This is a genomic window from Paraburkholderia bengalensis (assembly GCF_037126505.1).
Taxonomy (GTDB): Bacteria; Pseudomonadota; Gammaproteobacteria; order Burkholderiales; family Burkholderiaceae; genus Paraburkholderia; species Paraburkholderia bengalensis.
Map to the genome: position 1 here is coordinate 129,353 of NZ_JACFYJ010000006.1, position 23,712 is coordinate 153,064.

35 protein-coding genes and 2 pseudogenes are annotated in these 23,712 nt (G+C 61.5%); 8 read left to right on the top strand and 29 right to left on the bottom strand.

What is annotated here, in order from left to right:
* Nucleotides 1–79: 79 nt before the first annotated feature.
* The gene (locus H3V53_RS06105) at nt 80–466 is read left to right on the top strand and encodes a VOC family protein (protein WP_336597180.1); all 387 of its coding nucleotides are present in this window, start codon (nt 80–82) and stop codon (nt 464–466) included.
* Between the two features lie 197 nt (nt 467–663).
* Nucleotides 664–1,590, top strand: a complete 927-nt coding sequence (gene ppk2 / locus H3V53_RS06110; protein ID WP_336597181.1) for a polyphosphate kinase 2 — start codon at nt 664–666, stop codon at nt 1,588–1,590.
* A gap of 156 nt (nt 1,591–1,746) precedes the next feature.
* Here the strand turns inward: ppk2 and H3V53_RS06115 are convergent, their stop codons facing one another.
* Nucleotides 1,747–3,336, bottom strand: a complete 1,590-nt coding sequence (locus H3V53_RS06115; protein WP_336597182.1) for an inorganic phosphate transporter — start codon at nt 3,334–3,336, stop codon at nt 1,747–1,749.
* 268 nt (nt 3,337–3,604) lie between these two features.
* On the opposite strand from H3V53_RS06115, the pseudogene H3V53_RS06120 reads away from it, so the two are divergent.
* Nucleotides 3,605–3,920 (top strand): annotated as a pseudogene (locus tag H3V53_RS06120) (LysR substrate-binding domain-containing protein); the annotation flags it as partial.
* 435 nt (nt 3,921–4,355) lie between these two features.
* Nucleotides 4,356–5,372, top strand: coding sequence for a diguanylate cyclase (locus H3V53_RS06125; protein ID WP_336597183.1), 1,017 nt, complete (start codon nt 4,356–4,358; stop codon nt 5,370–5,372).
* A 96-nt stretch (nt 5,373–5,468) separates the two neighbouring features.
* Here H3V53_RS06125 and H3V53_RS06130 read toward each other — a convergent pair whose 3' ends face one another.
* The 4 genes from H3V53_RS06130 to H3V53_RS43580 all read right to left on the bottom strand — a co-directional run bounded on the left by H3V53_RS06130 (nt 5,469) and on the right by H3V53_RS43580 (nt 10,436).
* Nucleotides 5,469–6,371, bottom strand: coding sequence for an aspartyl/asparaginyl beta-hydroxylase domain-containing protein (locus H3V53_RS06130; RefSeq protein ID WP_336597184.1), 903 nt, complete (start codon nt 6,369–6,371; stop codon nt 5,469–5,471).
* Nucleotides 6,372–6,599: 228 nt separating this feature from the next.
* Nucleotides 6,600–7,643, bottom strand: a complete 1,044-nt coding sequence (locus H3V53_RS06135) for a DedA family protein/thiosulfate sulfurtransferase GlpE (RefSeq protein ID WP_336597256.1) — start codon at nt 7,641–7,643, stop codon at nt 6,600–6,602.
* A 128-nt stretch (nt 7,644–7,771) separates the two neighbouring features.
* Nucleotides 7,772–9,787: a bifunctional DedA family/phosphatase PAP2 family protein gene (locus tag H3V53_RS06140; protein WP_336597185.1), complete on the bottom strand. Its 2,016-nt coding sequence runs from the start codon at nt 9,785–9,787 to the stop codon at nt 7,772–7,774.
* Between the two features lie 313 nt (nt 9,788–10,100).
* On the bottom strand, nt 10,101–10,436 hold the full coding sequence (locus H3V53_RS43580; protein ID WP_419539431.1) for a hypothetical protein: 336 nt from the start codon (nt 10,434–10,436) through the stop codon (nt 10,101–10,103).
* Here H3V53_RS43580 and H3V53_RS43585 point away from each other — a divergent pair.
* Nucleotides 10,386–10,961, top strand: coding sequence for an H-NS family nucleoid-associated regulatory protein (locus tag H3V53_RS43585; protein ID WP_419539430.1), 576 nt, complete (start codon nt 10,386–10,388; stop codon nt 10,959–10,961). The genes H3V53_RS43580 and H3V53_RS43585 overlap by 51 nt on opposite strands.
* A gap of 451 nt (nt 10,962–11,412) precedes the next feature.
* Nucleotides 11,413–11,721, top strand: a pseudogene (locus H3V53_RS06155) (GMC oxidoreductase); the annotation flags it as partial.
* A gap of 144 nt (nt 11,722–11,865) precedes the next feature.
* On the opposite strand, the gene H3V53_RS06160 reads toward H3V53_RS06155, so the two are convergent.
* From H3V53_RS06160 to H3V53_RS06275, 24 genes are all read right to left on the bottom strand, one after another.
* Nucleotides 11,866–12,459 (bottom strand): IMPACT family protein, encoded by a 594-nt coding sequence (locus H3V53_RS06160; RefSeq protein WP_336597257.1) that lies wholly within the window; start codon nt 12,457–12,459, stop codon nt 11,866–11,868.
* Between the two features lie 300 nt (nt 12,460–12,759).
* Complete coding sequence (locus H3V53_RS06165; RefSeq protein WP_336597186.1) at nt 12,760–13,692, bottom strand: tyrosine-type recombinase/integrase; 933 nt, start codon at nt 13,690–13,692, stop codon at nt 12,760–12,762.
* A complete protein-coding gene (locus H3V53_RS06170; RefSeq protein WP_336597187.1) occupies nt 13,689–14,030 on the bottom strand; it encodes a helix-turn-helix domain-containing protein in 342 nt (113 codons plus the stop codon). Before H3V53_RS06170 ends, H3V53_RS06165 begins: the two co-directional genes overlap by 4 nt.
* Entirely contained in the window at nt 14,027–14,212 is a 186-nt protein-coding gene (locus H3V53_RS06175) for a hypothetical protein (RefSeq protein WP_336597188.1), read from the bottom strand. Before H3V53_RS06175 ends, H3V53_RS06170 begins: the two co-directional genes overlap by 4 nt.
* Nucleotides 14,209–14,538, bottom strand: a complete 330-nt coding sequence (locus tag H3V53_RS06180; RefSeq protein ID WP_336597189.1) for a hypothetical protein — start codon at nt 14,536–14,538, stop codon at nt 14,209–14,211. Before H3V53_RS06180 ends, H3V53_RS06175 begins: the two co-directional genes overlap by 4 nt.
* A gap of 35 nt (nt 14,539–14,573) precedes the next feature.
* A complete protein-coding gene (locus tag H3V53_RS06185) occupies nt 14,574–15,146 on the bottom strand; it encodes a YfbR-like 5'-deoxynucleotidase (protein ID WP_336597190.1) in 573 nt (190 codons plus the stop codon).
* A gap of 185 nt (nt 15,147–15,331) precedes the next feature.
* The gene (locus tag H3V53_RS06190) at nt 15,332–15,712 is read right to left on the bottom strand and encodes a hypothetical protein (protein ID WP_336597191.1); all 381 of its coding nucleotides are present in this window, start codon (nt 15,710–15,712) and stop codon (nt 15,332–15,334) included.
* 2 nt (nt 15,713–15,714) lie between these two features.
* Complete coding sequence (locus H3V53_RS06195) at nt 15,715–16,317, bottom strand: hypothetical protein (RefSeq protein ID WP_336597192.1); 603 nt, start codon at nt 16,315–16,317, stop codon at nt 15,715–15,717.
* A 94-nt stretch (nt 16,318–16,411) separates the two neighbouring features.
* Nucleotides 16,412–17,185, bottom strand: coding sequence for a hypothetical protein (locus H3V53_RS06200; RefSeq protein WP_336597193.1), 774 nt, complete (start codon nt 17,183–17,185; stop codon nt 16,412–16,414).
* Between the two features lie 28 nt (nt 17,186–17,213).
* Nucleotides 17,214–17,396, bottom strand: coding sequence for a hypothetical protein (locus tag H3V53_RS06205; RefSeq protein ID WP_336597194.1), 183 nt, complete (start codon nt 17,394–17,396; stop codon nt 17,214–17,216).
* A 3-nt stretch (nt 17,397–17,399) separates the two neighbouring features.
* Nucleotides 17,400–18,452, bottom strand: coding sequence for a recombinase RecT (locus tag H3V53_RS06210; protein ID WP_336597195.1), 1,053 nt, complete (start codon nt 18,450–18,452; stop codon nt 17,400–17,402).
* Between the two features lie 4 nt (nt 18,453–18,456).
* Nucleotides 18,457–18,828 carry a hypothetical protein gene (locus H3V53_RS06215; RefSeq protein ID WP_336597196.1) on the bottom strand — a complete coding sequence of 124 codons (372 nt, stop codon included), beginning with the start codon at nt 18,826–18,828 and terminating at the stop codon, nt 18,457–18,459.
* Entirely contained in the window at nt 18,825–19,340 is a 516-nt protein-coding gene (locus tag H3V53_RS06220; RefSeq protein ID WP_336597197.1) for a YqaJ viral recombinase family nuclease, read from the bottom strand. Before H3V53_RS06220 ends, H3V53_RS06215 begins: the two co-directional genes overlap by 4 nt.
* Nucleotides 19,337–19,492, bottom strand: a complete 156-nt coding sequence (locus H3V53_RS06225) for a hypothetical protein (RefSeq protein WP_336597198.1) — start codon at nt 19,490–19,492, stop codon at nt 19,337–19,339. Before H3V53_RS06225 ends, H3V53_RS06220 begins: the two co-directional genes overlap by 4 nt.
* Entirely contained in the window at nt 19,489–19,893 is a 405-nt protein-coding gene (locus tag H3V53_RS06230) for an HNH endonuclease (protein ID WP_336597199.1), read from the bottom strand. The genes H3V53_RS06225 and H3V53_RS06230 overlap by 4 nt, the downstream gene beginning before the upstream one ends.
* 71 nt (nt 19,894–19,964) lie before the next feature.
* Nucleotides 19,965–20,153 carry a hypothetical protein gene (locus H3V53_RS06235; RefSeq protein ID WP_336597200.1) on the bottom strand — a complete coding sequence of 63 codons (189 nt, stop codon included), beginning with the start codon at nt 20,151–20,153 and terminating at the stop codon, nt 19,965–19,967.
* A gap of 1 nt (nt 20,154) precedes the next feature.
* Nucleotides 20,155–20,340, bottom strand: a complete 186-nt coding sequence (locus H3V53_RS06240) for a hypothetical protein (protein ID WP_336597201.1) — start codon at nt 20,338–20,340, stop codon at nt 20,155–20,157.
* Nucleotides 20,341–20,436: 96 nt separating this feature from the next.
* The gene (locus H3V53_RS06245; protein ID WP_336597202.1) at nt 20,437–20,682 is read right to left on the bottom strand and encodes a hypothetical protein; all 246 of its coding nucleotides are present in this window, start codon (nt 20,680–20,682) and stop codon (nt 20,437–20,439) included.
* Between the two features lies 1 nt (nt 20,683).
* Nucleotides 20,684–20,830 (bottom strand): hypothetical protein, encoded by a 147-nt coding sequence (locus tag H3V53_RS06250; RefSeq protein WP_336597203.1) that lies wholly within the window; start codon nt 20,828–20,830, stop codon nt 20,684–20,686.
* 3 nt (nt 20,831–20,833) lie between these two features.
* Nucleotides 20,834–21,010 carry a hypothetical protein gene (locus tag H3V53_RS06255; RefSeq protein WP_336597204.1) on the bottom strand — a complete coding sequence of 59 codons (177 nt, stop codon included), beginning with the start codon at nt 21,008–21,010 and terminating at the stop codon, nt 20,834–20,836.
* Nucleotide 21,011: 1 nt separating this feature from the next.
* Entirely contained in the window at nt 21,012–21,308 is a 297-nt protein-coding gene (locus tag H3V53_RS06260) for a hypothetical protein (RefSeq protein ID WP_336597205.1), read from the bottom strand.
* 1 nt (nt 21,309) lies between these two features.
* Complete coding sequence (locus H3V53_RS06265; RefSeq protein ID WP_336597206.1) at nt 21,310–21,483, bottom strand: hypothetical protein; 174 nt, start codon at nt 21,481–21,483, stop codon at nt 21,310–21,312.
* A gap of 133 nt (nt 21,484–21,616) precedes the next feature.
* The gene (locus tag H3V53_RS06270; protein WP_336597207.1) at nt 21,617–22,108 is read right to left on the bottom strand and encodes a hypothetical protein; all 492 of its coding nucleotides are present in this window, start codon (nt 22,106–22,108) and stop codon (nt 21,617–21,619) included.
* A 2-nt stretch (nt 22,109–22,110) separates the two neighbouring features.
* Entirely contained in the window at nt 22,111–22,914 is an 804-nt protein-coding gene (locus H3V53_RS06275; protein ID WP_336597208.1) for an XRE family transcriptional regulator, read from the bottom strand.
* Nucleotides 22,915–22,966: 52 nt separating this feature from the next.
* On the opposite strand from H3V53_RS06275, the gene H3V53_RS06280 reads away from it, so the two are divergent.
* Nucleotides 22,967–23,170 carry a hypothetical protein gene (locus H3V53_RS06280; RefSeq protein ID WP_336597209.1) on the top strand — a complete coding sequence of 68 codons (204 nt, stop codon included), beginning with the start codon at nt 22,967–22,969 and terminating at the stop codon, nt 23,168–23,170.
* A gap of 71 nt (nt 23,171–23,241) precedes the next feature.
* Complete coding sequence (locus H3V53_RS06285; protein WP_336597210.1) at nt 23,242–23,697, top strand: phage regulatory CII family protein; 456 nt, start codon at nt 23,242–23,244, stop codon at nt 23,695–23,697.
* The last annotated feature ends 15 nt before the right edge of the window (nt 23,698–23,712 follow it).

Here is a 23,712-nt window from a genome sequence, read left to right on the forward strand (position 1 = left end):
CGAAGGCGCTTCTGCAGCAGCGGGCATGGCCAGTCGGCGATGCCCGCTGTTTTTACTTTCTGGCCCTACGGAGGAGACGATGGACCACGCCCAGTCACAACGCGATGCGGCCGAGCCGCAATTCGAAGGATTGAGTGCCGTGACGCTCGCCACGCACGACATGGAGCGAGCCGTCGCGTTTTACCTCGCGCTCGGATTTCCGCTCTCGTATGGCGGTCCCAAAGAGGCATTTACATCGTTTGCGTTCGGCGGCACCTATCTGAATCTGATCGTCGATACGCGTGGTCCCGTACTCTGGTGGGGACGCGTGATCGTTCATGTTTCCGACGTGGATGCCGTCTATCGCAAGGCGATTGCGGCGGGCTTCGCGCCGGAGCATGCGCCCGCCGATGCGTCGTGGGGAGAGCGGTACTTTCATATCGTCGATCCGGACGGACACGAAATCAGCATTGCCAAAAGGCTTTAGGGCTTTAGGGCTTTAGGGCCCCAGAGCTCCAGGGCTCCCGGGCCTGCATGGGCTCTGAGACGATCATGGCCGCAACTGTCTGCCGGCCCCGGAGTAATATGACTGACACCAAAATGACTCACAATCACACGAGCCCACGCGCAGCGTGAACCCACCTTTGCGCGCAACGTGGAACGGAAACGACAGGAGCTACTGTGATGAAGGAATCCGGGAAGGAACTTGACGCCGATTCGCTGAGCGCACGGCGGCGCCGCTTCGAAGAGGATCTCGTCGATGCGTACGACGAAGAACTCGAAATGGAAGTCGACGACCGCATTCTCGATGGCGCAGAAGGCTTCACGCCCGAGGCCCGCGAAGCACGCAAGCACTATTTCCGCGAGCTGTTTCGCCTGCAGGGCGAACTCGTCAAGCTGCAGGACTGGATCGTCAAGACGGGACATCGAGTGGTCGTGATCTTCGAAGGTCGCGATGCAGCGGGCAAGGGCGGCGCGATCAAGCGCATCACGCAGCGCCTGAATCCGCGCGTGTGCCGCGTCGCCGCACTGCCTGCGCCCAACAACCGCGAACGCACGCAATGGTATTTCCAGCGCTATGTGAGCCACCTTCCGGCAGGCGGCGAAATGGTGCTGTTCGATCGCAGCTGGTATAACCGCGCGGGCGTCGAGCGTGTGATGGGCTTTTGCACCGACGACGAATACGAAGAGTTCTTCCGCTCGGTACCGGAGTTCGAAAAGATGCTTGTGCGCAGCGGCATCCAGATCATCAAGTACTGGTTCTCGATTACCGACGAAGAGCAGGAAATCCGCTTCCAGGCGCGCATCCACGATCCGCTGAAGCAATGGAAGCTGAGCCCGATGGATCTGGAAAGCCGCCGCCGCTGGGAGTTCTATACGCAGGCGAAGGAAGTGATGCTGCAGCGCTCGCATATTCCCGAAGCGCCGTGGTGGGTCGTGCAGGCCGTCGACAAGAAGCGCGCGCGCCTGAACTGTATCCATCATCTGCTCAGTCAGGTGCCGTATCACGAGATCGATCATCCTTCCATCGTGTTGCCGGAACGCGTGTTCCATGACGAATATAGCCGCCAGCCGGTGCCGTCGTCGATGATCGTGCCTGAAATCTATTGATCATCCACAAGGGCTTCAAACGAAAAAGCGCGGCATTGACCCATGCCGCGCTTTTTCTTTTGTCGTCGCCGCGAAATCGGATCAACACGGCGGCGATTGCCCCGCGCGATGCGGGGCATGCTGCGCCATCAGTGCTGCGCCATCAGCGTTCCCCCATCAGAACAGATGGCGGAACAGCCAGTACAGACCCGCCGACAATACGATCGATGCCGGCAGCGTCAGCACCCATGCGAGGACCAGGCTGCGCACTGTAGCCCATTGCAGGCCCGAACCGTTGGCGGCCATCGTGCCCGCCACGCCCGACGACAACACGTGCGTCGTCGACACGGGCAGGCCGTACACGTCGGCGGCGCCAATGGTGACCATCGCGACGAGTTCAGCCGACGCGCCCTGACCATAGGTCAGATGCTGCTTGCCGATCTTTTCACCGACCGTCACGACGATGCGCTTCCAGCCCACCATCGTGCCCAGGCCGAGTGCAATCGCGACGGCAACCTTCACCCACGTCGGAATGAATTTGGTCGCGTGGTCCATCTGCTTCTTGAAGTTGTCGATGGCCTTCGTGTCTTCCGGCGTGAACGCCGGCTGCTTCCCCTGTTCCATCAGACGGATCGCTTCGGATGCCACATACATGTTATTGCGCACGTTATCGACCATGTCTTGCGGCACGTTCGCCATCGCACCCGACGCACCGACCTGCTGGCCGATCTGCTCCGTCAGCTTCTGCAGCGCGGGCACCGTCGCGGGCGTCAACTGGCGCGTGCGCACGTAGTTCTCCACTTCGCCGCGCGGCGCGACGACGGGTGCCGCGCCTTGCGGCACGTAGTTACCGATAGCCGCGGAAGCCTGTTGCGCGACCGCGAGGAACGTTTGCGTTTCGGCCGGCGTGACGGCCTTGTTCAACGCGTAGGCCGTCGGCACCGTGCCGATCAGGATCAGCATGATGAGGCCCATGCCTTTCTGGCCGTCGTTGGAGCCGTGCGCAAACGACACGCCCGTGCAGGTCAGGATCAGCAGGCCGCGAATCCAGAACGGCGGCGGCTCTTTGCCCTTCGGCTCGGCGTACAGCGCCGGCACGCGCACGAGCGCCTTGAGGATCAGCAGCAGCAGCGCGGCGAGCAGGAAGCCGACGAGCGGCGAGAACAGCAGCGACTTGCCGACGCCGGCCGCCTGCGCCCAATCGACGCCGCTCGTGCCGTTCGCGCCATGCAGCAGCTGGTTCATCAGGCCGACGCCGATGATCGAGCCGATCAGCGTATGCGAACTCGACGACGGCAGGCCGAGCCACCATGTGCCGAGATTCCAGATAATCGCTGCGATCAGCAGCGCGAACACCATCGCGAAGCCTGCGCTGCTGCCCACTTGCAGGATCAGTTCGACGGGCAGCAACTGCAGGATGCCGAATGCAACGGCGCCGCTCGACGTCAGCACGCCAAGGAAATTCCATGCGCCCGACCACACGACGGCCGCATTAGGCGCGAGCGAATGCGTGTAAATCACGGTCGCGACGGCGTTGGCCGTATCGTGGAAGCCGTTGACGAACTCGAAGCCGAGTGCGATCAATAGCGCGACGCCTAGCAGCAGATACGCAAGCACCGAGGCCGTGCGCACGGTCTCGAGATCGCCGACTAGCTGAAAGGCGCAATAGATCGCGCCGGCGACCAGAGCGATCACAAAGACGGCAAGTCCTAAGTTCCGGTTTTTGGCAGAAGCGGTGCCTGACTGCGGGTATGAAAGTTCCGGCATGGCTCGGACCTCTAGGGATGGGCGGGGGGGATTTACGATCCTGCAAGGGCGGTATGTCGATACGATGACAAACGCATGACCGATATGCCTCTTAACATTTGTCGTGAGAAAGGCGGCGCTGTGCAGACGTTAAATGGCCGCCTGATGCCTGCGCGCCGATTTGCCACAACTCGCCGCAACCTGCTCTATTGCGCTTCTGACGGAAACGAGATCTCCCTGAAAAGAAAAATGCCAGCGCTCAATGCGCTCAAAGCCTTCGAAGTGGCCCGATCTGAACCAGTTCACATTGCTGCACGTGCTGCTGGGCGACAACCAGCGCTATCTGACGTGGCAGCACTGGTTGAAAGCGGCGGGCATCGACGGGGCTCGGCATCACGATTGCCGATCCTCATATGATTGCGCACGAACTCGCCAACGGTCAGCTCGTGCGGGTACTGAATGTGCATGTCTACGGCCACCCGTCCTATTGGCTCGTGACGCGTCGCGAACAGGGCGACTTGCCGCACGTCGCGGTGTTTCGCGAATGGCTCAGACAGGAAGTGTGGCTAACGTGGCGCAGCGTCGAAACGTCGGCGGCTCGCTAGCGCCTTTGATCAGCGGGCATTGATTGCGGCAATGAAGAGGCAATAAGGCGGTTACCGTTTTTGTATCACTTAAAGTGGTTCATCTGCATCGGATCGGTGTCCCGAGTGAGGCGGTGCATTAGATAATCCGCGCGACGATCTTGTGTGAAAACAACGGTCGGTTCGCAGAAGCGCTTCCAGCGCATAAATGCACTAAGCGCCCACTGCATGTACTGGTATCATTTTTAACCAATAGATACGTCTAATACATACGTTGCGCGTGCATCAAACGGCGTAATGGCGTTGTTCAAGCTTGGTGCAAACGGAGGCTTGGGCGCATGTGATCATCACGGGCGCGTCCTCCATTTCTCGCAGTCACTTGCTCGGGGATCGATGACGTTGGTAACGAAAAGCAGGGCCGGGCAAGGGAAAAGTTTTGTCGAACGCATCTATCGTTTGCGTATTGCCGGGCTTGGACTCGGCTTCTTCTGCGTTGCCTCCGTCTTCGCATTACAGCATCGCGGCATCGTGCTGTGGTCGCTGCTGGTCTTTCATGGCTTTGTCTGGCCGCATGTGGCGCGCCGTGCCGCGCTTGCGTGTGAGATACCGTATCGCGGCGAACGTCTGAACCTGATGGTCGATGCGATGCTCGGCGGCTTTTGGGTCGTGGCGATGCGCTTTAACGTGCTGCCGAGCGTGCTGATTCTCACCATGCTCAGCATGAACAATATCGCCGCGGGCGGACTGCGGCTCTTTGCGCGCGGCGTCGTCGCGCATGGAAGCGGCATGCTGGCGGCGCTCGTCACAGTCGGCTTTGCCTTTTCGCCGATGTCGGAAATGCCGACGCTCCTTGCGTGCTTGCCGTTTCTGGTCGTGTATCCCCTTGCATTGGGCTTTGCGAGTTATCGGCTGTCGGAGAAGCTCGCGCAGCGCACGCGCGAGCTGGAACATCTGAGCCGCACCGACGGCCTGACGCGCTTGTGGAATCGCCGGCATTGGGAGGGCCTGCTGGCCGACGAATTCGAGCGCTGCCGCGCGAACCGTTACGCGTCGTGCCTGCTGCTGATCGATCTCGATCACTTCAAGCGGATCAACGACACACGCGGCCATCCTGCCGGCGACGCCGTGCTGCAGGCATTCGCCGATCTCCTACGCGGACATTTCCGCACGGGCGACAGTATCGGCCGATATGGCGGCGAGGAGTTCGGCGTCGTGCTGCCGGGCGCGACTTTGCGCGAGGCGCACACCATTGCAAAGGCGCTGGTGCAGCGCGTGCGGGAAAAGACCAAAGAGGCGTCGGCGGAATGCCCGTGCACGATCAGCGTCGGTATTGCGCAACTGACGGGCGATCTGCCCGACTATCACACGTGGCTGCAGGAAGCCGACCGCAGTCTCTATCAGGCGAAGGCGACGGGCCGCGACCGCATCGTCGTGGGTGGGCTTGTGCCCGTGCACGAAGTTGCGCGCGGCTAGCACAGGCGCGTGGCTTGAATGGTTTGGCGGCCAATGCCAAAGGCGTGCTTTAGCAGCGCGCTTGCGTGTTCGACGCCTGCTCAAAGCCGGCGCGCATCAAAGCGCGTAAAGAATGCCCGCGAAAATCGAACCGAACAGTACCCACTTCACGACGTAGTAAGTCGGGCGGTGCCACGCCTTGAGGCGCTTGCCGACGCGGCGAATGGCGTACACGTACTTGAACGCGCGGTTCAGGAAGCCCGTGCGGTCGCCTTCTTCGTTCGGCGAACTGGCCGCGCGCATCACGACACTCGAGAACATGCGGTTCAGCGCGGCTGTCCAGCGGAAGTACATCGGCCGCTCGATGTCGCAGAAGAGCACGATGCGCGACACGTCTGTCTCGTTCTTTGCGTAGTGAATGTAGGTTTCGTCGAACATCACCGATTCGCCGTCGCGCCAGTAGTATTGCTGGCCGTCCACGTCGATATAGCACTTCGGGCTTGCAGGTGTAACGAGCCCCAGGTGATACCGGACCGAGCCCGCATACGGATCACGATGGCGCACCAGACTCGCGCCCGGCGGCAATTGCGCGAACATGGCGGCCTTGATGGTCGGAATTTCCTGCAGCAGCCGCGTGGTCACGGGGCAAAGCAATTGGGCCGACGGATGCGGCTCGTCATACCATTTCAGGTAAAAGCGGCGCCAGCCGGTTTTAAAGAATGAATTGAAGCCGATGTCGTTGTAATTAGTGGACGCGGATATTTTCTGCGCGGCGTCCACGGCGAGCGCTTCGTCGCGGATGATTTTCCAGTTGGCCTTGAGCGGCGCCAATTCCGGAAAGCGGTCCTCGTTGATATATGCGGTTGCCTTGAGGGGCGAGAATAGATAACAGAGGACGTTAATGGGCGCGAGAAAAGTGGAGTGGTCCGAAAGCTGCCGCCCGAAAGTGAAGCGCGCATTGCCGCGCCGGGCCACATACGCAACGCTCAAGATAAACCATATAACAAATAGCCAGCGCATACCTTTAAGCTCCAGGTTTTACCTGAACGGTCCTGAATCATCGAATCTTAAAGAAGTGATTCTAGCCAGAATCGCGCCAGCTTGCTTTTGAGGTCACCGCTCATTCGAATGCCTTGTGCAATCGCGTTTAGCGCATTCAAAAGAACGCATAACGCCCGGGTTTGTTCTTTAGCGCTTCCAGTGCGCAAAGCGTAATTATGCGGCAATCAACCCGCAATCAACCCGCTATCAACCCGAAGCCGCGTTTCTTGGCGCAATGCCGCGCAGCGTCACGCCGCGCTCGCGCGGCAGCGCGCGATTGTTCTCGGCATTGCTTTGGGCGGCAAGCCCGTCCGGTTTGCTCGATGGATCGACGACATAGCCCCGCCTTTCCCATGCATCGAGTCCGCCTCTTAGCGCGCGGATTCGCGTAAACCCTTTACGGCGCATCTGCTGCTTTAGCGATCTCGCCGTGACATCGTCGGCGCATACGCAATAGACGACGACATCGCGCGCAAGCAGCGCTGCATCTACGGTATCGGGGGAACGGACGTCGAGCGGCAACGCGCCGGGTATGCGCTGCGGCGCCTGTCCTTTTGTTTCGTCAGGACGCGCATCGAGAATCACGGGCGGCTTCTCACAACGCATCATGGCGTCGACCTGTTCGGGCGAAACGCGCGCGAGCGACAGCGGCCGTTGCAGCCGCCAGCGCTGGATAAAGCGGAACGCGAGATAGGCGAGCGCGATGGCGAACAGGACATCGATGATGGTCCAGCCATGCGCGCGCACTTGGCGGATCAGCATGCTCAACTGTCGCTCGAAGACCGCGCCGCCTAGCAGCCAGAACGTGGCCCACGCGACAATGCCGGCCGCGTCCCAGGCGAAAAAGATGATCGTGCCGACGCGCGTCGTGCCCATCAGCGGCGGCGTGATGATCGCGAGGCCCGGTACGAACTTCGATACGGAGACGATGGCGGGCCCGAAGCGCACAAACAGTGCGCGCGCCTTGCGCATGCGCACTTCGACGGCTGCCGACAGGCGCGCAAGTGCATGGATCAGCCGGCGCCCGAGCAGGCGTCCCGCGGCGAACCATGCACCGTCACCCATCAATGCGCCCGCGAGCGCGGCCGTCAGCACATGCCAGAACGACAAATGCCCGTTGGCGATTGCGGTGCCCGCCAGCAGCAGCACGGGCACGGCGGGAATGGGAATGCCGAGCCGCGTGATCAGCACGTTCAGGAAGACGACGGCTGCTCCCCAGGTAGAAATTGCCGAGGGATGGAAATCGATCAATTGCAATCACTCCAGTGCGCATTGCATCGCGACGTCGCGTCTGCTGACGCGCGGCCGTCAGCGATGCATTGTTGCATGGCCGCGTGCCATTTGTATGGTGGGCACGGTGAGCGAGACGGGAACAGCGGCTACCGACGGTTCGACGCAATCAGCGTGACGGGAATATCAGTGCAACCGATGCTGCTCGACACTTCGAGTCCCCGCCATTCTGCGTCGTGCGATTTGGGCGCGATGAGGGGATCGAGTTGCCTGTCGGTGCGCAGCACGTTGAAGGGCCACGAAGGCCGCAGCAGGCGCTCGTGCACGAGCGAGCCCAGCCAGATCGGCGTCGGCGCGACGCCGTCGTGGCGCGCCACGGCGTAGTTGGTGCGCCAGAAGCGCAGCACGTCGCGTTCGTCGCGGCGCATGCGCTCGCGGCTGAATACGAGCGCAGACGGTTCGCCGTCGTTGAGCTTGGGCAACACGGGCAAATCCATCGCGGGCACGTCGGGCGAGACCAGCGAGAACAGCGTGCGCGCATTGAAGCGCGTGCCTTCGAGCCAGCCCCTGCTGCGCAGCTGATCGACGATCTGCTGTGAATCGGCTGTCCATTGCACGGTGATGGGCTCGCGCCGGTCGCCCTTCATGTCGGAGCGATAGCAGGGAAACTGCCGCCATAGCGAGTCCGTCCATTGCGCCTGCGTGACGACAACGGGCGGCTGCTCGTGCAGCAGCTTCGCGGCATCGGGCTGGCTGCCAAGCGCGAGCTGCACGCCGACGCTCGCGCACAGCACGACCAGCAACACGGGAGGCATGTAGGCGCGCTCGGGCGGCGCTTCCGGGTGGCGCCAGACGGCCGTCAGCGCCACCACGGCGACCCACACGGCGGCGAACGCGGCGCCGCCCACGGCATCGGAGAACGAGAAGCGCCCTGAATACAGGCCCGCAAACGCGACGGCGATCACGATCAGGCTCGCGAGCGCAGCGACGGCGATTCCCGTGAACGTGCCGACCCGCCGTGCGACGAGGAAGGCGAGAAAGCCATAGACAGTGACGCTCGCCGCGACGTGATTGCTGGGAAACGCAAAGCTGTCGGCGAGCGCGCCGGCGGGCGGCGCGTGATGCACGATTGCCTGCATCGCGAAGATCAGCAGTTGCGAGAAGATCACCGCCACGAGCCAATAAACGAGCGTGCGCCAGCGCTTCTCATAGCCCAGCATCACGATGGATGCGAGGACGAGGGCCGCCAGCGTCGGCACGCTGCCGAGCGTCGACGCGCGTGCGAGCACTTCGCCAACCCAGGGCGCCTGCGCGGATTGCAGAAAGCGATAGAACGACAGATCCACCTGGACGAGCGGATCGCCGCTGATCACGTCCTGCATCACGCCGAAGAAAATGCCCGCGCACAGCAGCACGAACGCCGAAATGCCGATCAGCAGACCGATGGCGGCCTGCTCGGCATCGACGAGGCGAAAAATCAGCTTGCCGTAGGGCGCTTCGTGATCGCGCGCCCAGTGCAGGATGCCTTCGCGCGATATGCTTGCCCACGCGCGCGCATGCGAAACGACGACGCGCATGATCCAGAAGCACAGCCAGACGGTTGCGACGACGATCGCGAGCACCGCGACGAGACGGAACGACACGGCCCCCGCGAGCTGGATCGACGCGCCGAACACCACGCCAGGCAGAATGTGAGCGGGCGCCCATAGGAGCGCCGACAGCAGATTCATCGCGTAGAAACGCAGGGGCGGCATTTCGAGCATGCCGGCGACGACGGGAACGATGGCCCGCAGCGGCGCAGCGAAGCGCGCGAACACGACGCTCTTCGCGCCATGCCTGTCGAAATACTTCTGCCCGCTTTCAAGCAGCCCAGGATGAGTGCTGAATGGCCAGAGCTTGCCGATTCTGTCCTTGTAACGTCGCCCGAACGAATAGCTCATGCCGTCGCCCGCCACGGCGCCCGCTATCGCGCATGCAAATAGCCAGCCGAGATTGAGCGTGCCCGTGCCGACCAGCGCGCCCGCGATGAACATCGCCGTGCTGCCCGGAATGAACGTACCGATGAATGCGACAGCTTCGAGAAAGGCCGCGAGAAACACGATGACCAGCGTCCATGCCGTGTGGCCTGCAAGCAGGTGCAGTAGCTGGACATACGCGTGCTCCATCAATATCTCCAGGTGTCGAAGCGGCCATCGAAAGAGCACGGCAACGCGTAGGGACTCGCAATAGAAAAGGTTGCTGAAAGTTTATCAGCGTCCTCGTGTCGGGCGCACGAATGCGGCCATGCAGCAATGTGTCGGCTAAAGGCATGAGCTCTGCCCGTATCAACGAACGAAAAGGGCGCATTATTCTCGCCGCAAGCGGGCACGTCAAAAAGCTTAAGCGATCTGCGTGGTGAACCTTGAGCGCGCCTAAAGCTCTATTGCGTATGTCGGCATACGACGTTTTGCTTACTCGCGCTCTAAAACCATAGCGCTTCTAAGCAATTCCATGGCATAGTCCGCGTATCTGATTCAAAGGGAGGAAATAATGGCTACATTGGAAAACATCCAGGCACGTATAAAGAAACTTCAGACGCAGGCCGAGGCACTCATCGCCAAACGCGCGCAGGGCGCGTTGGACCAGATCAGGGAATTGATGATCAAGCATGGCCTGACGACGGAAGATATCGAAAGGCGCGCAAAGGCACGGCGTGAACGCGAGCGTGTTGAACGCCTTGGGCAGAACGGCAAGGCGGGAAAAGCGACGGCGGCAAAAGGCAAATTGCCGCCCAAGTATCGTGACCCGGCGACAGGCGCGACATGGAGCGGTCATGCCAGGCCGCCGGCGTGGATCAAGAATGTCAAAGACCGCAGCAAGTTTCTGATCGATGCGGCGGCTGCGGCGGAGCCCGTCGTGAGCGCGAAAGCTGCTACGAAGAAAACCGCCGCGAAGAAAGCGGCAGCCAAAAAAGCGGTGACGGCGAAGACGGCAGGCCGCAAGGTGGCGAAGAAAGCATCGGCCGTGGGCGTCAAGGCGGCGGCGAAAAAGTCGGCGGCCAAATCGGCCGGCAAAAAGACTGCGGCTAAAAAGACAGCGGCTAAAAAGACAGCAGCGAAATCAGCCGCCAGCGCGGCGACAGCGACGGCCGGTAAGCGGGCAGTCGGCAGGAAGGCGGCGGCAAAGAAAGTAGTCGGCACGAAGGTCGCTGCCAAGAGTGCCGCCGCAACCCGAGCGCCCGCGAAAAAGGCTGCGGCGAAAAAGGCAAGCGCAAAGCCGGCGCCCGCCAATAGCGTGGCGCCCGTCGTCGAAACGCCCGTCACCGTACAGGCACCCGCCGCTTCGACCGGCGAGGCTTGAACGCTGCGCAACGCCCATTTAGTGTGAGACGGTCCCGTATGGACCGTTAACTGGCGCGGCCTTCCCCTGGCCGCGCCACGTTGTCCAACCGGTGCAATGCCGGTTCGCGCCAGCACTGATTCGCGGTATTCGCGCTTCGTTCGCATTCTTCCCGCACGCATTCCTCCCTATCGGCTGAACGACGCATCGCATCGTTCGCTCGCACGTTGCGGCGACCTATATGCATGACTTCTTCGAATGTTTGTCTGTCGAACTACTCGCTTGCGCGCCGCCAGGGCGCAGAGAAGAATCCGGGTCATGCGTGGGCGGCATGTTTCGCGTTTTTCCGACTTGCCGCCGGTAATGCGCTTCACGCACGCGTCACCAGGTAAACACGATGCGACTCGACCGGCATTTCGTCAGCGGCCAGTTCATCGAACCCGCCGCGGGCGAACTGATCCCCGTCTGTAACCCCGCTACCGAGGCGCTGATTGCGCATGTTTCGGGAGCATCGCGCGACGAGGCGATCGCCGCCGTCGACGCTGCCGCGGCCGCGCTAAAGCGCTGGCGCAAGCACTCGATCTATCACCTGTGCGGTTCATGCGCGATGGGGCCGGACAGCGAGACATCCGTGGCCGACGAGCGTCTGCGCGTGCACTGTATGTCGGGCTTGCGGATCGTCGATGCGTCGATCTTCCCGAATATCACGTCAGGCAACATCGACGCGCCGACGATGATGGTCGCCGAGAAACGCGCCGACATGATTCTTGAAGACGCGCAAGGAGCAACGGGCGCGCGCAGGGGCGGCAATCGGCGAAGGCGTTTGCTGCGATGCACTAGCACTGGCAAAGCGCTCGCCCGGAGGCTCGAAGCGGCCTGCGTCACGTGCTGTGACGCAGGCCGTCTTTTTTCGCTTGCGCGTGGGTCAGATGTCGTCAGGGAACACGGCGCGGCCTTGCGTCATGTCGCGCAGCGCATCGCGTGCAGTGTCGATGGCGGTGACGGGCATGCGTATCGTCAATTGCACCTCCATTCCGTAGGCGCTTGCATCGAGCGTGTGATTTTCCTGCTCGATCCACCGGCGCACGCGGGCTTCGTCGGCATAGCCGATCTGGACAGTCAGCGACGCCAGGGAGATACGCTCGACGCGCGGCGCGTCCTGCAGCGCAGTCGCGATCGCGTCGGTATAGGCGCGCACGAGGCCGCCCGCGCCCAGCTTCACGCCGCCGTAATAGCGCACGACAGCGGCCAGCACCCCGTCCAGGTCGTGATGGCGCAGCACCTCGAGTATTGGCCGGCCGGCCGTGCCGGACGGCTCGCCGTCGTCGGACATGCCTGACTGGCCACCCGCCAGCAGTGCCCAGCAGACATGCGTCGCCGCGGGATGCTGTTCGCGCAGAAGGCGCAGCTCGTTCATCGCGGCGTCGCGATCGGCGACGGGTATCGCGTAGGCAATGAAGCGGCTCTTGCGGATTTCGAGCTCCGCTTGAAGTGCGGAAGGTAGGGTGAAGGTCGGCAAAGCAGGGGGCAATTAGTGGGTCGAGGCGCAATGAGGGGCGCAATCAGATCGCTATATTAGCCGATACGCGCCGGCCATTTAGACTGGGGCTCGACGCGCGGCGCGTGGCATGAGCGTATTTTGATCCGATTCGTAAGAGTCTCTTGCCATCTTGTGCAATGACGCGCGCCGGATGCGAGCCGATAATGCAACACATGACGGATCTAGCTCTGGCTGGGGCGACGCCGGACTCCTCATCCGGCATGATCCGTCTCCCAATTTCCGATCCAGTATCGCTGAATCGCTTGCTGCATAAGGCTTCTAGCCAATCTTCCTGACCACTGCGCCCGAACTATCCGGAGCCGACTGTGCCCAAAGTGTGACCGTGTTCGCGTGCTGTGACAGATGGTCGGGCGCCAGGTGCGCATAGCGCAACACCATGTCGTAATCCGCCCATCCGCCCAATTCCTTCAGCACATTCAATGGCGTGCCGTTCTGCACGTGCCAGCTCGCCCACGTATGCCGCGTGTCGTGGAAGCGGAACGGCTGCACACCTGCGCGCTCGCACGCGCGACGCCACTGCGGAAAGTCAGACTTCTGCCGCGGCGCGCCGTTGTTCACGAACACGAACTTCTCATGCCGCCCGAGCTGGCGCCGGATCACCGCGACGGCCGCGTCATTCAGCGGCACGCCGATCGGCTTCTTGCCCTTCGCCTGATCCGGATGGATCCACGCGCGCCTGCGCACGAGATCGACCTGCGTCCATTCGAGCTGTGAGATGTTCCTCCAGCGCAGGCCAGTGTTGAAGGCCATTTCCGTGATGTCGCGCAGCCAGTCAGTCGGGATGGCCGCGAGAAGCGCGCGCGCCTGCTCGGGCGTGATCCAACGGATACGGCTGTTCGATACCGGCGTGTCGCTGAGCTTCGGCGCCGAGTCCATCCATTCCCACTTAACTGCCGCGTTCAGCATGCCGCGAATCGTCGCGAGGTAGCGATTGCGGGTGCTTGTGCTAACCTTCTTGCCTTTCATGTACTTGCGTTGGTCCTCGACGGGTAATGCATCGAAGACTTCCGCGCGGGTGATGGTATGGAGCGCGCGTCCGGCAAACCGGCCGCCAAACCAGGCCAGATGGCGCTCCTTGCTCTCGTAGTCCCGCTTCTCTGCTTCCTCGGCGAGATAGCGAATCGCCGCTTCCTCGAACAACCTTGCAGGCTTCTCGCCAAGTTTCGCCGAGCGCCACAACTCGGCCTTCACCTTGTCGTGGTATTCCTGTGCTTCCTTTCTGTCCTGCGTGCCACAAGAGCGGCGAACTCTTTTACCGCTTGGGGTGCGGATGTCAATGAACCAGACACCGCCGCGCTTTCGGATAGACATTCTTTTTTCTCCTGTTCCGTCCGCGCCGGTCGGCGCTTATTGTATTCCTCCCGCACAGCCGCCTTCAGATCGTCCGGCCAGATGCGCCAGACCGATCCGATCTGGAAGAATCCGAGTTCTTCCCGGCGCGCGTAGACCGTGTTGTACGAGACACGCAGCAGCGCGGCCGCTTCGCGCAGGGTGATGGCGCGATCGCCGATGACGTGGACGTTGCTCATAGACCCCACCTTGTTTTGTACTGGTCGATGAAATCCGCCGGAAACCGAGACACCCAGCCGCATTCGAAGCAGCGGAACTGCGAGCCGTTCCACGTCGTGCGCGGCATCGTCGCGCATCGGGCGTTGCCGCAGTACGGCGAATAGCCCGGGCGAGACATCAGGTTGTCGCGAACCGTGCTCATGCCGCGCTCCGGTGCTCGCCGTACAGCGCGACGTCCTGCCAGTGCCTGTGCACCACGAATTCAGACGCCGCCGGCACGATCTCCGGCAGCTTTACGTCGCCCGGCGGCAGTGCCTTGCGCGTGCGCTCGAACGTCTTGCGCGAGTTGCCGCGCCCGACGCTCACCTGTTTCTTTTTGCCTTCGCGCATGTATCCGGCCTTGATGCAGTCGGCGACGGCGTGCCGCACAGCGGCCTCGCCGAGTCGTCCGTACTGCATGAAGTCGACGATCGTCAGCGCACCGTATGTCTTCGCCAGCTCGCAGCAGATCCGCATTGTGTCGTTCATGTGGTCCTCTACAGTCTTTGCTTTGTATTTGCGCTTTACAGGCTCAGGTCTGTATGGGGAAACGCGAGTTCGAGATAACGATCGATGAACATGTCGCGTGCGCGCGCTGGGGATACGGGCTCGATCATTTCGGCGAGCGGCTCGATGCCCCTAATCAGCGCCCATTCGTCGTCATGTGGTGGCATGAGGTCGCGCTGCTCGGTCGCGAGCATCACCAGATCGGCGTGCTTCACATCGGCTGGAAGCGGAAACTGCACGCCAAATTCGGTGAAGATTGCGCGCTCGACGCGTTCTTCGATCTGGCGGTACTCGGGCAACAACTTTTTAAGCGGGCGAGTGATGTCGCCTATGAACGCTTCTGCAGCGTCGTGCATCAAGCCGGCGAGGGCGTGCTGCTGAGGCACGATCCGACTGACATAAAGCGAGTGCTGCGCGACCGAATAGAATTCGCGCGTATGGCCCGCGAAGCGGCAGATATGTGACAGCCCGTGCGCAATGTCTTCAATGCTGAACTCGTTATGCTCGGGCGTCAGGAAGTTGAAGTAGTGGCCGCTCACCGTAAGGATGTCGGGGCGGATGGCAATCTTGTCGCGGTCAATGGTTTGCATGTCGTTGTCCTTGCGGTTAGATCAGAACAGGGCGCCTTGGCCGCGTCCGATAAGCGACGGCTGTTGCGCTGCGCGACGGCGGGCCGCCCACAGCAGCAACGTCGCGTGCCAGGCAGGGTGGCGCCGGGATGTTCTGGCGTGCATCAAATGGATGCGCGCCATGTGGATATGCCATTCGCGCTCGTTCATTTGTAGAGCGGCACGTTCGGCCGTTTCAGATCAGCTGCCGTCGCGAGATCCGCGAAGATCAGCTCGCGCTCGCCGAGGGCGTTGGTGACCTCGTACGCATAGGGCTTGCGGATCGCCGTGTCGCTGCGCACGCAGCCGAGATCGCTTGGCGTTGCGAGCCGCGCGCGGGCTTCGAGCTTCTTCGTGCCCGGCACGTTGGCGAGCGCAGTCTGCTCGGCGCGCTCGCGCGTCGACGCGCTGACGTGCAGCTGATGGCCGACGAATCGCGAGCCGTTCCAGCGGCCGACTGCGACCACCCATTTTTTCGACGGCTTGTCTGCCCAGAACGCGGCGGCGTCGAACCCGCCGTCGACGAGCAGTGAAAGTTCGCGTTGCATGCTTACCTCGCGAGCTCGAGGAACGCGCGCAGCGCGGCCAGCTGCGGCGCATTCAGATCGACGACGTTGTCATTGGCGCGGATCGTTAGATTGCCGGTGGCCCAGCCGATGATCTGCAGGTCGCCAATGCACAGCGACGCGGCGACCTTCGCATCGTTGCCTGCTACCTTCGGCGCGCGCGGCGCGGACTCGGCCGCCGCTTTCTTCTCGGCCTTCGGTACGGGCGCCGCTTTTGCCTCGACAGGCGGCTTTCCGTCGCCGAGCGTGAACTTGCCGTCGGCGCGCACCAGGCGGCCGTCCTTGATTGCGTTCTGCAGATGCGCGGACACAGACTCGCGCTTGACGTCCAGGTGCTTGCCGAGCTGTTCAAGCGTTGCGGGTCCGTTGTCGCGAATGAACGCGATCGCGCGTTCGATCTTCGTGCCCTTCGGCGCCGGCGCTTCCTCGCGCATTTCCGGCGCCACGATCGCGCGCGAGAACGCGGACGTCGGGAAGGGCGACGACGGCTTGCTAGACGCGGGAGCGGCGCTGTCATCCAGATCGGGCGCGCCGTTCATCGCGGACGGAAAGAGGTTTGCCGGAAGGGCGGTAGCTGCGGATTCCATCGCTGCTCCTGAATTCGGGAAAAAGGACCCGGCGCGAGGCCGGGCCAAGGGGATCGGCTAACCCGCGGGATTGCGGGCCCGCCGGAAACGGTCGTTAATGCGCGCCTGCGGGACTGCTCGGGAACGGCCACGAACCATCTGGCTGAGGTCCGCCCTTGCGCGAACCTTTCGTCGTCACCTTCGCATCGGTCTTCACCTTGCCGCGCGCGAGATCGGTACCGGCGAACGGGTCTTCCTTCGGCGCATCGCCAGCAGCTGCATCGGCTTTCTGTTTATCTGCGTCTTCGGACTTCCCGGCATCCGCTGTTTTGCCATCGCGCTTGGCCTTGTTCGCCTGATCGACGAGGTCGGGCTGCTGCGACGACGGCGGCGTCAGCGTGATCTCGATTTCCGACTTCGACATGTGATCGATGTAGCCGCGCACCTGGGCGACCGGCTTCATGTAGGCGTTTGCCTCATAAAGACACATGCCGTCGTCCTGCGGATCGGCGCTGATGTTCGTGATGTTGACCTCCGACAGCTTGATGTCAGACGTCTCGGTCGCGCCGCGATGGAACACGATCGTGTAGCCGACGAATTCCTTCTTGAAGCGGATCGGCGTTTCGACGTTCAGCATGCGGCGCTTGGTCAACTCGATGTCGCCGCGCGGCAACGACATGCCGGTTTGCCCCTTGGCGTCGACAGTGGGCTTGCCGGAATCCTTCTCGTAGAAGGCGCGGCGAACGTGTGTATCCAGTTCGTCGAGGATCTCGTTCGTGTCGAGAAACTGGATGCGCACGCTACATCCGTGGTCATACTGGTCGCCTTTGAACTCGTCGACTCCGGTGACCTTCAGAATCTTGACGAGCTTACGTTCAATGGAAAGCATGAAATCTCCTTCGGGGAAAAGAGGGTGGTTACTGCTTCGGTTGCCGCGCCGCGATGTCGCGGATGCGCGCGGCGACGTACGGCGGGACGGCGATGATCTGGCCACCGTCGAGCGCCGCGAACGCGGGCCGCAGCAGCTCGCGATCGACCGCCGACAGATCTGCGTTGCGGATGCTGCGCAGCTGCTTCCAGATGGGGGTGTCGACGGTCACGCGTCACTCTCCGATCAGCTCGGTACGACGCAATTCGTACGCTTCGCACGCACGTGACTGCTCGTCCTCGTCAGTCAGCTGGCTGATCAGCGTCGCATCAGCGTCGAGCACGTCGACGTCCGTAGTCTTGGCGAAACGCTCCTGCAGCTCGGCGAGGGTGATAGTCGGCGGCTCGCCGTGCGTCTCATCCTGCTGCTGCGTTGCGGCCTGCTGAGCACGCTCCTTCTCGGCCTTGATCTTCGCCTGATAGGCCGCGCGGGCCTTTTCCTTATCGGCGTCGCTGGCAAGGTTCTCGACTGGCTCGATGGCCTTCTTCAGTTCGTGCGCGTTGGTGGCGGCCTCGATGTCGCGGATGATCTTGTCGACGCTCGGCGTCGCGCTGCGCTTCGATGCGAGCTTGCTGCGCACGGCATCGGTGCGCGAGTTACCGGCGGGCGTCACTTCGTCGGCACGGCCCATATCGCGCGACGCGGGCGGCGGCGCATTGTCCTCCAGCTCGTCGACGGTATAGACGCCGAGAATCGCGCCCGGCTTGTATGCGCGCGCCCAGTTCTTGACCTGCAGATAGCCCATCTGCTGACGCGGATTGGTCTTCCACAGCGGCGAATTTTTCGTGGTGACGGCGGAAAAGCTGAGCCACTCGGTCCACTTCAACTCATTCTTGCCCGCGGGGATGAAGCCAACGCGGCATTCCAGCGTGTTGCCTTCACCGCGATATTCGTATTCCGGCTCGCCTTTGACCGCGCCCGATTCCTGCAGAACGGCGTTGACCAGCTGCGCCTCATAGCCGAGCGTTCCATTGACGAGGTGCGTCTTTTGCGCGACCGCGAACGGGTCCATGCGCCAGCGCAGCATGGCCTGCATCGCGATCGCGAAGCAGTCGCCCTTCTTGCCGCGCAAGTGCGCCGGCACGGTGACCGTACCTTCGGCCATAAGGTCGGCAACGTATGACACGGTTTTCAGCGTATTGAGGTCGAGCATCATGCGCGCTGGCGACATCTCAGCGTCCATAATCTCGCGGCTGCCTTCGAGCTTGACGACGTTGTTATTGCTCACGTGATTACTCCTTTGCCTTCGTGTGGCGGAAATCGATATAGGTTGAAGATTCGACGGTGTAGGCCTTGCGCGTCACTTCCTTGCGCTTGTACGTGCTGCCGTCCGGAAGGCGCGCGATCGCGGCGTCGCCCATTGCGCGCAGCAAGTGCGCCTTGGCGCCGTCGCTGACGGCTTTCTGTTGCTTGATCATCGCGTCGGCTTCCTGCTTCACGCGATGCCAGTGCATGAGGTCATCGTCGAACTGGACTTCGCCTCCGTTGGTGCCGGTGTACATGCGCTTGAGCAGTTCGAGCATCGTCGGATGCGTGTAGTCCGGCTCCGGCGCTTCGTGCTTTTCGACGCGCTGCCAGAATTCGTGCTCGCCTTCGACGATCATTTCCTCGAGCTCGGCGTCGCGACGGATCGTGTACCGAGACTGTTGCCACCGACGCACGCGGCCAGATCCCACTCGGGATAGTCGAGCACGATCATGTAGTGGTGGCACTGCATGAGGTAATGCTCGGGCACCTGGTCGGAACCCGGCTCGCCCCATTCGCCCATGCGATATGCCATCGCGTCGACGTTCTTGCATTCGAGGCCACGGCGCACGCCTTCTATCACGCGATCGACGTTGGCGAGCATCCACGGATATTTAGCGTGGCGAATCACCTGATTGCGACGGCGAACCTTCACGTCCGTGCGGCGCGCGTATTCGCGGGCGATGATGTCTTCCATCAGGCGGCCGAACTGGATGCGTTCGACATCGTCGAGGTCTTCGGCTGCGAGCTGCTTGGTCTTTTCGAGCCACAGCTCATAAGTTGTCTTGTACGGCGACAGGCCGAGCGCGGCGGCCGAATCGCTGCCGCCGACGCCTGACGAGCGCGCCAGCAGGAATTCTTCGCGGTTCATACAGCACCTTTGTTGTAGTGGGCGGGTTGAATGTCACGCGTGACGTCGCGCATCAAGTCGAACGTGACCATCAGAAAGGCGGTACCAGTGAGCACCGCGACGATCGCAAACCAGATGAGCAGCAGATGCGCTGCGCCTTTTAGGAAGCTCATTTCGTAGCTCCTTCACGGATACGGATCTTTTCCATCACGCTCAGATGTCCAGCGTTCGAATTGCAACGGCGATGCGCCAGAACCATATTGCTCAGGTGGTTCGGACCGCCGTGCGAGCGTGCGACGAGGTGTTCAACAGTGCGGTTATCGCCATCGGTGGGCTTAAGACAGTAGAAGCAGCCTTCACCGTCGCGCGCCAGCAATGCGCGCACATGGCCTTCGACGTTCTTCGGTCGCTTCGTCGCTGGAGCGCCGCGCCAGTGCTGGTTGTCTGTGAAGGCGTTCCATGCGTCGGCTGATTCGCCAGTCCACGTCAGACCATCTTTGGAGTTCCGATAGACGATCGAGACGCCTTTCGACGATTTGAACCGCAGCACTTCCCATTCATTGGTCGGCTGCATGATCTGCGCGCCGCGTGCCGAGAGAAATTCCTCGAACTTCGCGCGACGCTTCGTCAGTTGCGCAAGGGTGCTCACTGCGGCACCTTCTTCGTGAGTATCGGCACGTAGTGGCCGTTGTAATTCGGCGAGAGCAGGTACTTGTCGCCGAGACGTTCCTTGGCTTCAGCGAGACGATCCTCGTGCGAATCGACGAACTCAGCCATTTCCTTGAGACGGACCTGACGTTCGGCCTCGTTGAAATCAACCATCTTGAGAGACATATCAGCCTCCAAACAGAGCGTTGATGAACGGTTGCCCGAACGCGATCAGCAGGATGATCAGCGCCGTCCCGATGGCAGCCAGCGCGCACAGGACGCCCATCGCCTGATGGCTCATGTGCAGGTCTTCGATCGTTACGGGCTTGCGATCGCGCCATTGACGGCGGCGGTAGCGTGTGACCATTTCCATCACTTCCCCTGCGTGCTTGGGTTGCGGTGAGCGCCGCGATTGAAGGCCAGCGCGCAGACGCCGATGAAAATCCAGATGGCAGCGACGATCCACATGTCAGGCCTCCCGGGCGCGGAGCATGGCGTCGGCCCAGATGTATGCGGCCTTGGCCATCGTGTCGAGATTCGAGTACTGCTCTTCGCAAGCGGCGAATCCCTGCATCGCCTTCGCCGCAAAGTAGTCGCGCAGCGTCATGCCTTCGTGCCATCCCGCGTGGTTCGCGGTCTGCCTGCCTTGCGGATGGCCGTCGATCCAATCGCACTCGACCGGGAACGCCGGCCCACCGTTTTTGATCTTTTCCATGTCAGCACCACACAAGAGAGTTCAGATCGACCGTGCGCCGGATGATCCAGTGACGCTTCAGTTCCGGCGCCTCGGGATTTGGGCAGGCGATTTCCATGTAGGCGTTCGCGAGCAGCACGAGGACCGTGTGAAGACGGTTGAATTTCATGGCTCAGTGCTCCAGAACGGAAACGGCGTTGTGGCCGATCGCTGTCTCAAGGCGGATCTTCGCGATGCAGCACTGCGCGCCAGCGCGGCCGCGTTCTTCCGGATCGCTCGAGGTAAGCGCGTGCTCTGCGACTTCCAGAGCGCGAATCGCGTCGACGATGTGCTTGAGCTGGATGTCCATGTCAGGCCTCCGACTCTTCGTCTTCGTCATGACGCTCGTCTTCGAGGTCGCCTTCGCACGTCGGGCAGACGTCGCGCAGATCGCGGTGCACTTCGCGCGAGCCCCAGTACTCGTAAGCACCGATGCCGAAGTCGCGGCGCACGGAGTGCACGTTGCACTCGCATTGCGGGCACCAGCCGTATTTGCCTTCGTCGTCGCGGTCGACGTCGCAGTAGTCGATCTCGCGGTCGAGGCGCTGCGCGTACCAGGCGGAGAAATCGGCCAGCTGCGCGGCCACGGTTTGTTGGCGGCTGCGCATCTCAGGCCTCCACCGGATCGATGCCTTCGATGACAACCAGCGTCTCGCCGGGCAGCAGCACTTCAGCCCAGTTGGCGAGACCTTCGCGCAGCGCGCGGCCGCCGATGTACTGGTTGCGGTAGATGTAGCCGTCTGGTTTGGTCACGCGGACGGTGTAGATCTGGGTGGTGTTCATCTGGTCTCTCCGAGCGCTGTTCGGTAGCGCTTGAGAGAAATACTATGCGACAGTGAATAGGTATGTCAATACGTTCGTGAATAGCTATGCGCGAAAAAAATCCCCGCACTGGCGAGGATTCGTTTGCGGGGGATCAGCGGGTGGTGCAGGTGTTTCCGAAACACGTGGTGGTGACGGGGCGCGTCTGCAGGTAATAGTTCATGAGCGCCGCCCGATTGGCTTGATCCTGTTGAGCCTGCTGAGCCGCATATTGATCCTTCAGGGTTTGCATTTCTTGGCCTTCCTGAATTTGCACCTCACGGCGTTTTGCCTCGAAGTCTTCGCGAGTGATCTTGCCAGCCTCGAGTTGTTGGGCAGCGGTGATCATAGTATTCGCGCCCTTTGCCATGATGAGATCGGCCGGCCTTACCGGATCAGTCTCGGCGGCATAGTAGAAGCCCTTCCAATAGTCCGATTGCGATATTTTTCCGGAATTGACCAAAGGAAACCGGTCATGGACGTATTTTTCTAGAAGCGTCTGCTTATTGGCATACGCCTGCTGCATGGCTCGCTGCTGGCGATTGGCGCATCCAGAAAGAGCAACGGCCGCGAGGACCGCGGCCGTCAGAACGTGCTTCATCTTCATGCTCACCCCGATCGGTAAATCACCCGACCCACGATGTGCACGTATTGCAGCAGGTCGCGCTGCACATGCTTGTCCGGGTAGGCCGGATTGTATGAATGCAGCACCAGACCGCCATCTGCCTGCTTGAAGATCTGTTTTACGAGCGGCTCGTCGTTGAAATAGATCGCATAGCGCTCGCCATCCATGATGTGCGTCGACGAGACGTCAATCATGAAAATGTTCTTGTCGGACAAATAGGGTTCCATGCTGTCGCCCCGTGCGACCAACAGCTTGCAATCTTTGGGATTGGCCCCTTTTGCCTTGAAGAATGCCGCTCTGAAGGGCAGCGCTCGATTCTCCCGCACTTCCCACTGGATCAAGCCGGTCCCCGCAGAAAAATGATAGTCGTACCGGTCGATCCAGATACGCGCATCACCCTCGTCGTCATCTTCGTCCGGCTCCAGATGGTCGGGATGATCCCACACCTTGACGTTTCCCTTATCCGCGGGAAGAGGGGGTTTTTGCCTGCTCTTCGGCGCATCGGGGCCGGCTCCTACGCCGTCGGTCAGCCATTCCAGGGTCACATCGAGCGTCTTCGCGAGCGCTCGCAGCGTGTCGATGTCTGGCTTGGCGGTGGTTCCTTTCAGTATTCGATTAATCGTCGGTTGCGGGACGCCCGAAGCCCTCGACAGCGCTGACTGGCTGTCGAATCGACGGATTTCCATTGCTTTATCAAGACGTTGGGCGATGTTCATGCCCGGAATATACGCGTTCGAATAGAACGACGCCAAATCTCTATTCACGTCCTCATTGACATCGTTATTCATGATCGTATAGTGTATTGCATGTACGTATAGCCCCTTCCCAAGGACAAACGACATGGAACCGCGCACACCCTCTGAAATGCTCGCCGAAATCAAGGCTGAAACGCAGCTCGGTGAGATCGGGCTGGCGAAACGCCTGGGCGTCTCGCAGCCGACCGTCAATCGAATCCTCCGCGGGCAACCGAACTGCTCGTCGAAGGCTCTGCTCGCCATTCAGCGCGTGCACGCCGAAGTGATGGCAGAGAAAGCCGCAGCCTGATTCCCCGCAGGCTGCGTTAAGCGAATTAAACAGTTTGCTGCCGCGCCGCACCACATACGGACCTATTAATCGTGAATACACAGCAAGCCGCACACGCTGTCGCTCATGACTTCGCGCACAACACGGACACGCTCGCGACGTTGATGGGCCTTACCTCCGGGGCAATCCTGCGCAACAAGGTCGTGCTCAACCGCGGCCCGGAGAACCGCAATCACCTGACGCTTGCTGAAGCCGTACGCATGACCGAGATCACGGGCGACACCCGGATCATCGAGGCGTGGGCTCGCGAGCTCGGCATGACGCTGATCAAACTGCCCGAGGCCGAGAACTGCGCCGACTCCGATGTGATCGAGCTGATGGCGAAGACGTGGGAGACGAACGGCGATATCGGGCGAGAGGTCAACGCGACGTTCTCCGATGGCCGCGTCGAACAGCACGAGGTTCGCAAGATCAAGGATCGCGTGTTCGACCACATCCGGACGATATTCGGCCTCGTCGGCCGCATCGAAGGCATGGCGGAGAGGTGACATGCAAACCGCCGC

Excerpts from the sequence above, each read along its gene's own strand:
- H3V53_RS06265 (WP_336597206.1), bottom strand. The coding sequence starts at position 21,483 with ATGAACACCACCCAGATCTACACCGTCCGCGTGACCAAACCAGACGGC.
- H3V53_RS06280 (WP_336597209.1), top strand. The coding sequence starts at position 22,967 with ATGGAACCGCGCACACCCTCTGAAATGCTCGCCGAAATCAAGGCTGAA.
- H3V53_RS06255 (WP_336597204.1), bottom strand. The coding sequence starts at position 21,010 with ATGGACATCCAGCTCAAGCACATCGTCGACGCGATTCGCGCTCTGGAA.
- H3V53_RS06170 (WP_336597187.1), bottom strand. The coding sequence starts at position 14,030 with ATGAGCAACGTCCACGTCATCGGCGATCGCGCCATCACCCTGCGCGAA.
- H3V53_RS06195 (WP_336597192.1), bottom strand. The coding sequence starts at position 16,317 with ATGGAATCCGCAGCTACCGCCCTTCCGGCAAACCTCTTTCCGTCCGCG.
- H3V53_RS06245 (WP_336597202.1), bottom strand. The coding sequence starts at position 20,682 with ATGGAAAAGATCAAAAACGGTGGGCCGGCGTTCCCGGTCGAGTGCGAT.
- H3V53_RS06235 (WP_336597200.1), bottom strand. The coding sequence starts at position 20,153 with ATGTCTCTCAAGATGGTTGATTTCAACGAGGCCGAACGTCAGGTCCGT.
- H3V53_RS06260 (WP_336597205.1), bottom strand. The coding sequence starts at position 21,308 with ATGCGCAGCCGCCAACAAACCGTGGCCGCGCAGCTGGCCGATTTCTCC.
- H3V53_RS06180 (WP_336597189.1), bottom strand. The coding sequence starts at position 14,538 with ATGAACGACACAATGCGGATCTGCTGCGAGCTGGCGAAGACATACGGT.
- H3V53_RS43580 (WP_419539431.1), bottom strand. The coding sequence starts at position 10,436 with ATGACCGCTCCATGTCGCGCCTGTCGCCGGGTCACGATACTTGGGCGG.
- H3V53_RS06215 (WP_336597196.1), bottom strand. The coding sequence starts at position 18,828 with ATGATCGTCGAAGGCGAGCACGAATTCTGGCAGCGCGTCGAAAAGCAC.
- H3V53_RS06270 (WP_336597207.1), bottom strand. The coding sequence starts at position 22,108 with ATGAAGATGAAGCACGTTCTGACGGCCGCGGTCCTCGCGGCCGTTGCT.
- H3V53_RS06220 (WP_336597197.1), bottom strand. The coding sequence starts at position 19,340 with ATGAACCGCGAAGAATTCCTGCTGGCGCGCTCGTCAGGCGTCGGCGGC.
- H3V53_RS06230 (WP_336597199.1), bottom strand. The coding sequence starts at position 19,893 with ATGCAGCCGACCAATGAATGGGAAGTGCTGCGGTTCAAATCGTCGAAA.
- H3V53_RS06105 (WP_336597180.1), top strand. The coding sequence starts at position 80 with ATGGACCACGCCCAGTCACAACGCGATGCGGCCGAGCCGCAATTCGAA.
- H3V53_RS06185 (WP_336597190.1), bottom strand. The coding sequence starts at position 15,146 with ATGCAAACCATTGACCGCGACAAGATTGCCATCCGCCCCGACATCCTT.
- H3V53_RS06275 (WP_336597208.1), bottom strand. The coding sequence starts at position 22,914 with ATGAATAACGATGTCAATGAGGACGTGAATAGAGATTTGGCGTCGTTC.
- ppk2 (WP_336597181.1), top strand. The coding sequence starts at position 664 with ATGAAGGAATCCGGGAAGGAACTTGACGCCGATTCGCTGAGCGCACGG.
- H3V53_RS06175 (WP_336597188.1), bottom strand. The coding sequence starts at position 14,212 with ATGAGCACGGTTCGCGACAACCTGATGTCTCGCCCGGGCTATTCGCCG.
- H3V53_RS06190 (WP_336597191.1), bottom strand. The coding sequence starts at position 15,712 with ATGCAACGCGAACTTTCACTGCTCGTCGACGGCGGGTTCGACGCCGCC.
- H3V53_RS06140 (WP_336597185.1), bottom strand. The coding sequence starts at position 9,787 with ATGGAGCACGCGTATGTCCAGCTACTGCACCTGCTTGCAGGCCACACG.
- H3V53_RS06200 (WP_336597193.1), bottom strand. The coding sequence starts at position 17,185 with ATGCTTTCCATTGAACGTAAGCTCGTCAAGATTCTGAAGGTCACCGGA.
- H3V53_RS06240 (WP_336597201.1), bottom strand. The coding sequence starts at position 20,340 with ATGGAAATGGTCACACGCTACCGCCGCCGTCAATGGCGCGATCGCAAG.
- H3V53_RS06250 (WP_336597203.1), bottom strand. The coding sequence starts at position 20,830 with ATGAAATTCAACCGTCTTCACACGGTCCTCGTGCTGCTCGCGAACGCC.
- H3V53_RS06130 (WP_336597184.1), bottom strand. The coding sequence starts at position 6,371 with ATGCGCTGGCTATTTGTTATATGGTTTATCTTGAGCGTTGCGTATGTG.
- H3V53_RS06225 (WP_336597198.1), bottom strand. The coding sequence starts at position 19,492 with ATGAGCTTCCTAAAAGGCGCAGCGCATCTGCTGCTCATCTGGTTTGCG.
- H3V53_RS06115 (WP_336597182.1), bottom strand. The coding sequence starts at position 3,336 with ATGCCGGAACTTTCATACCCGCAGTCAGGCACCGCTTCTGCCAAAAAC.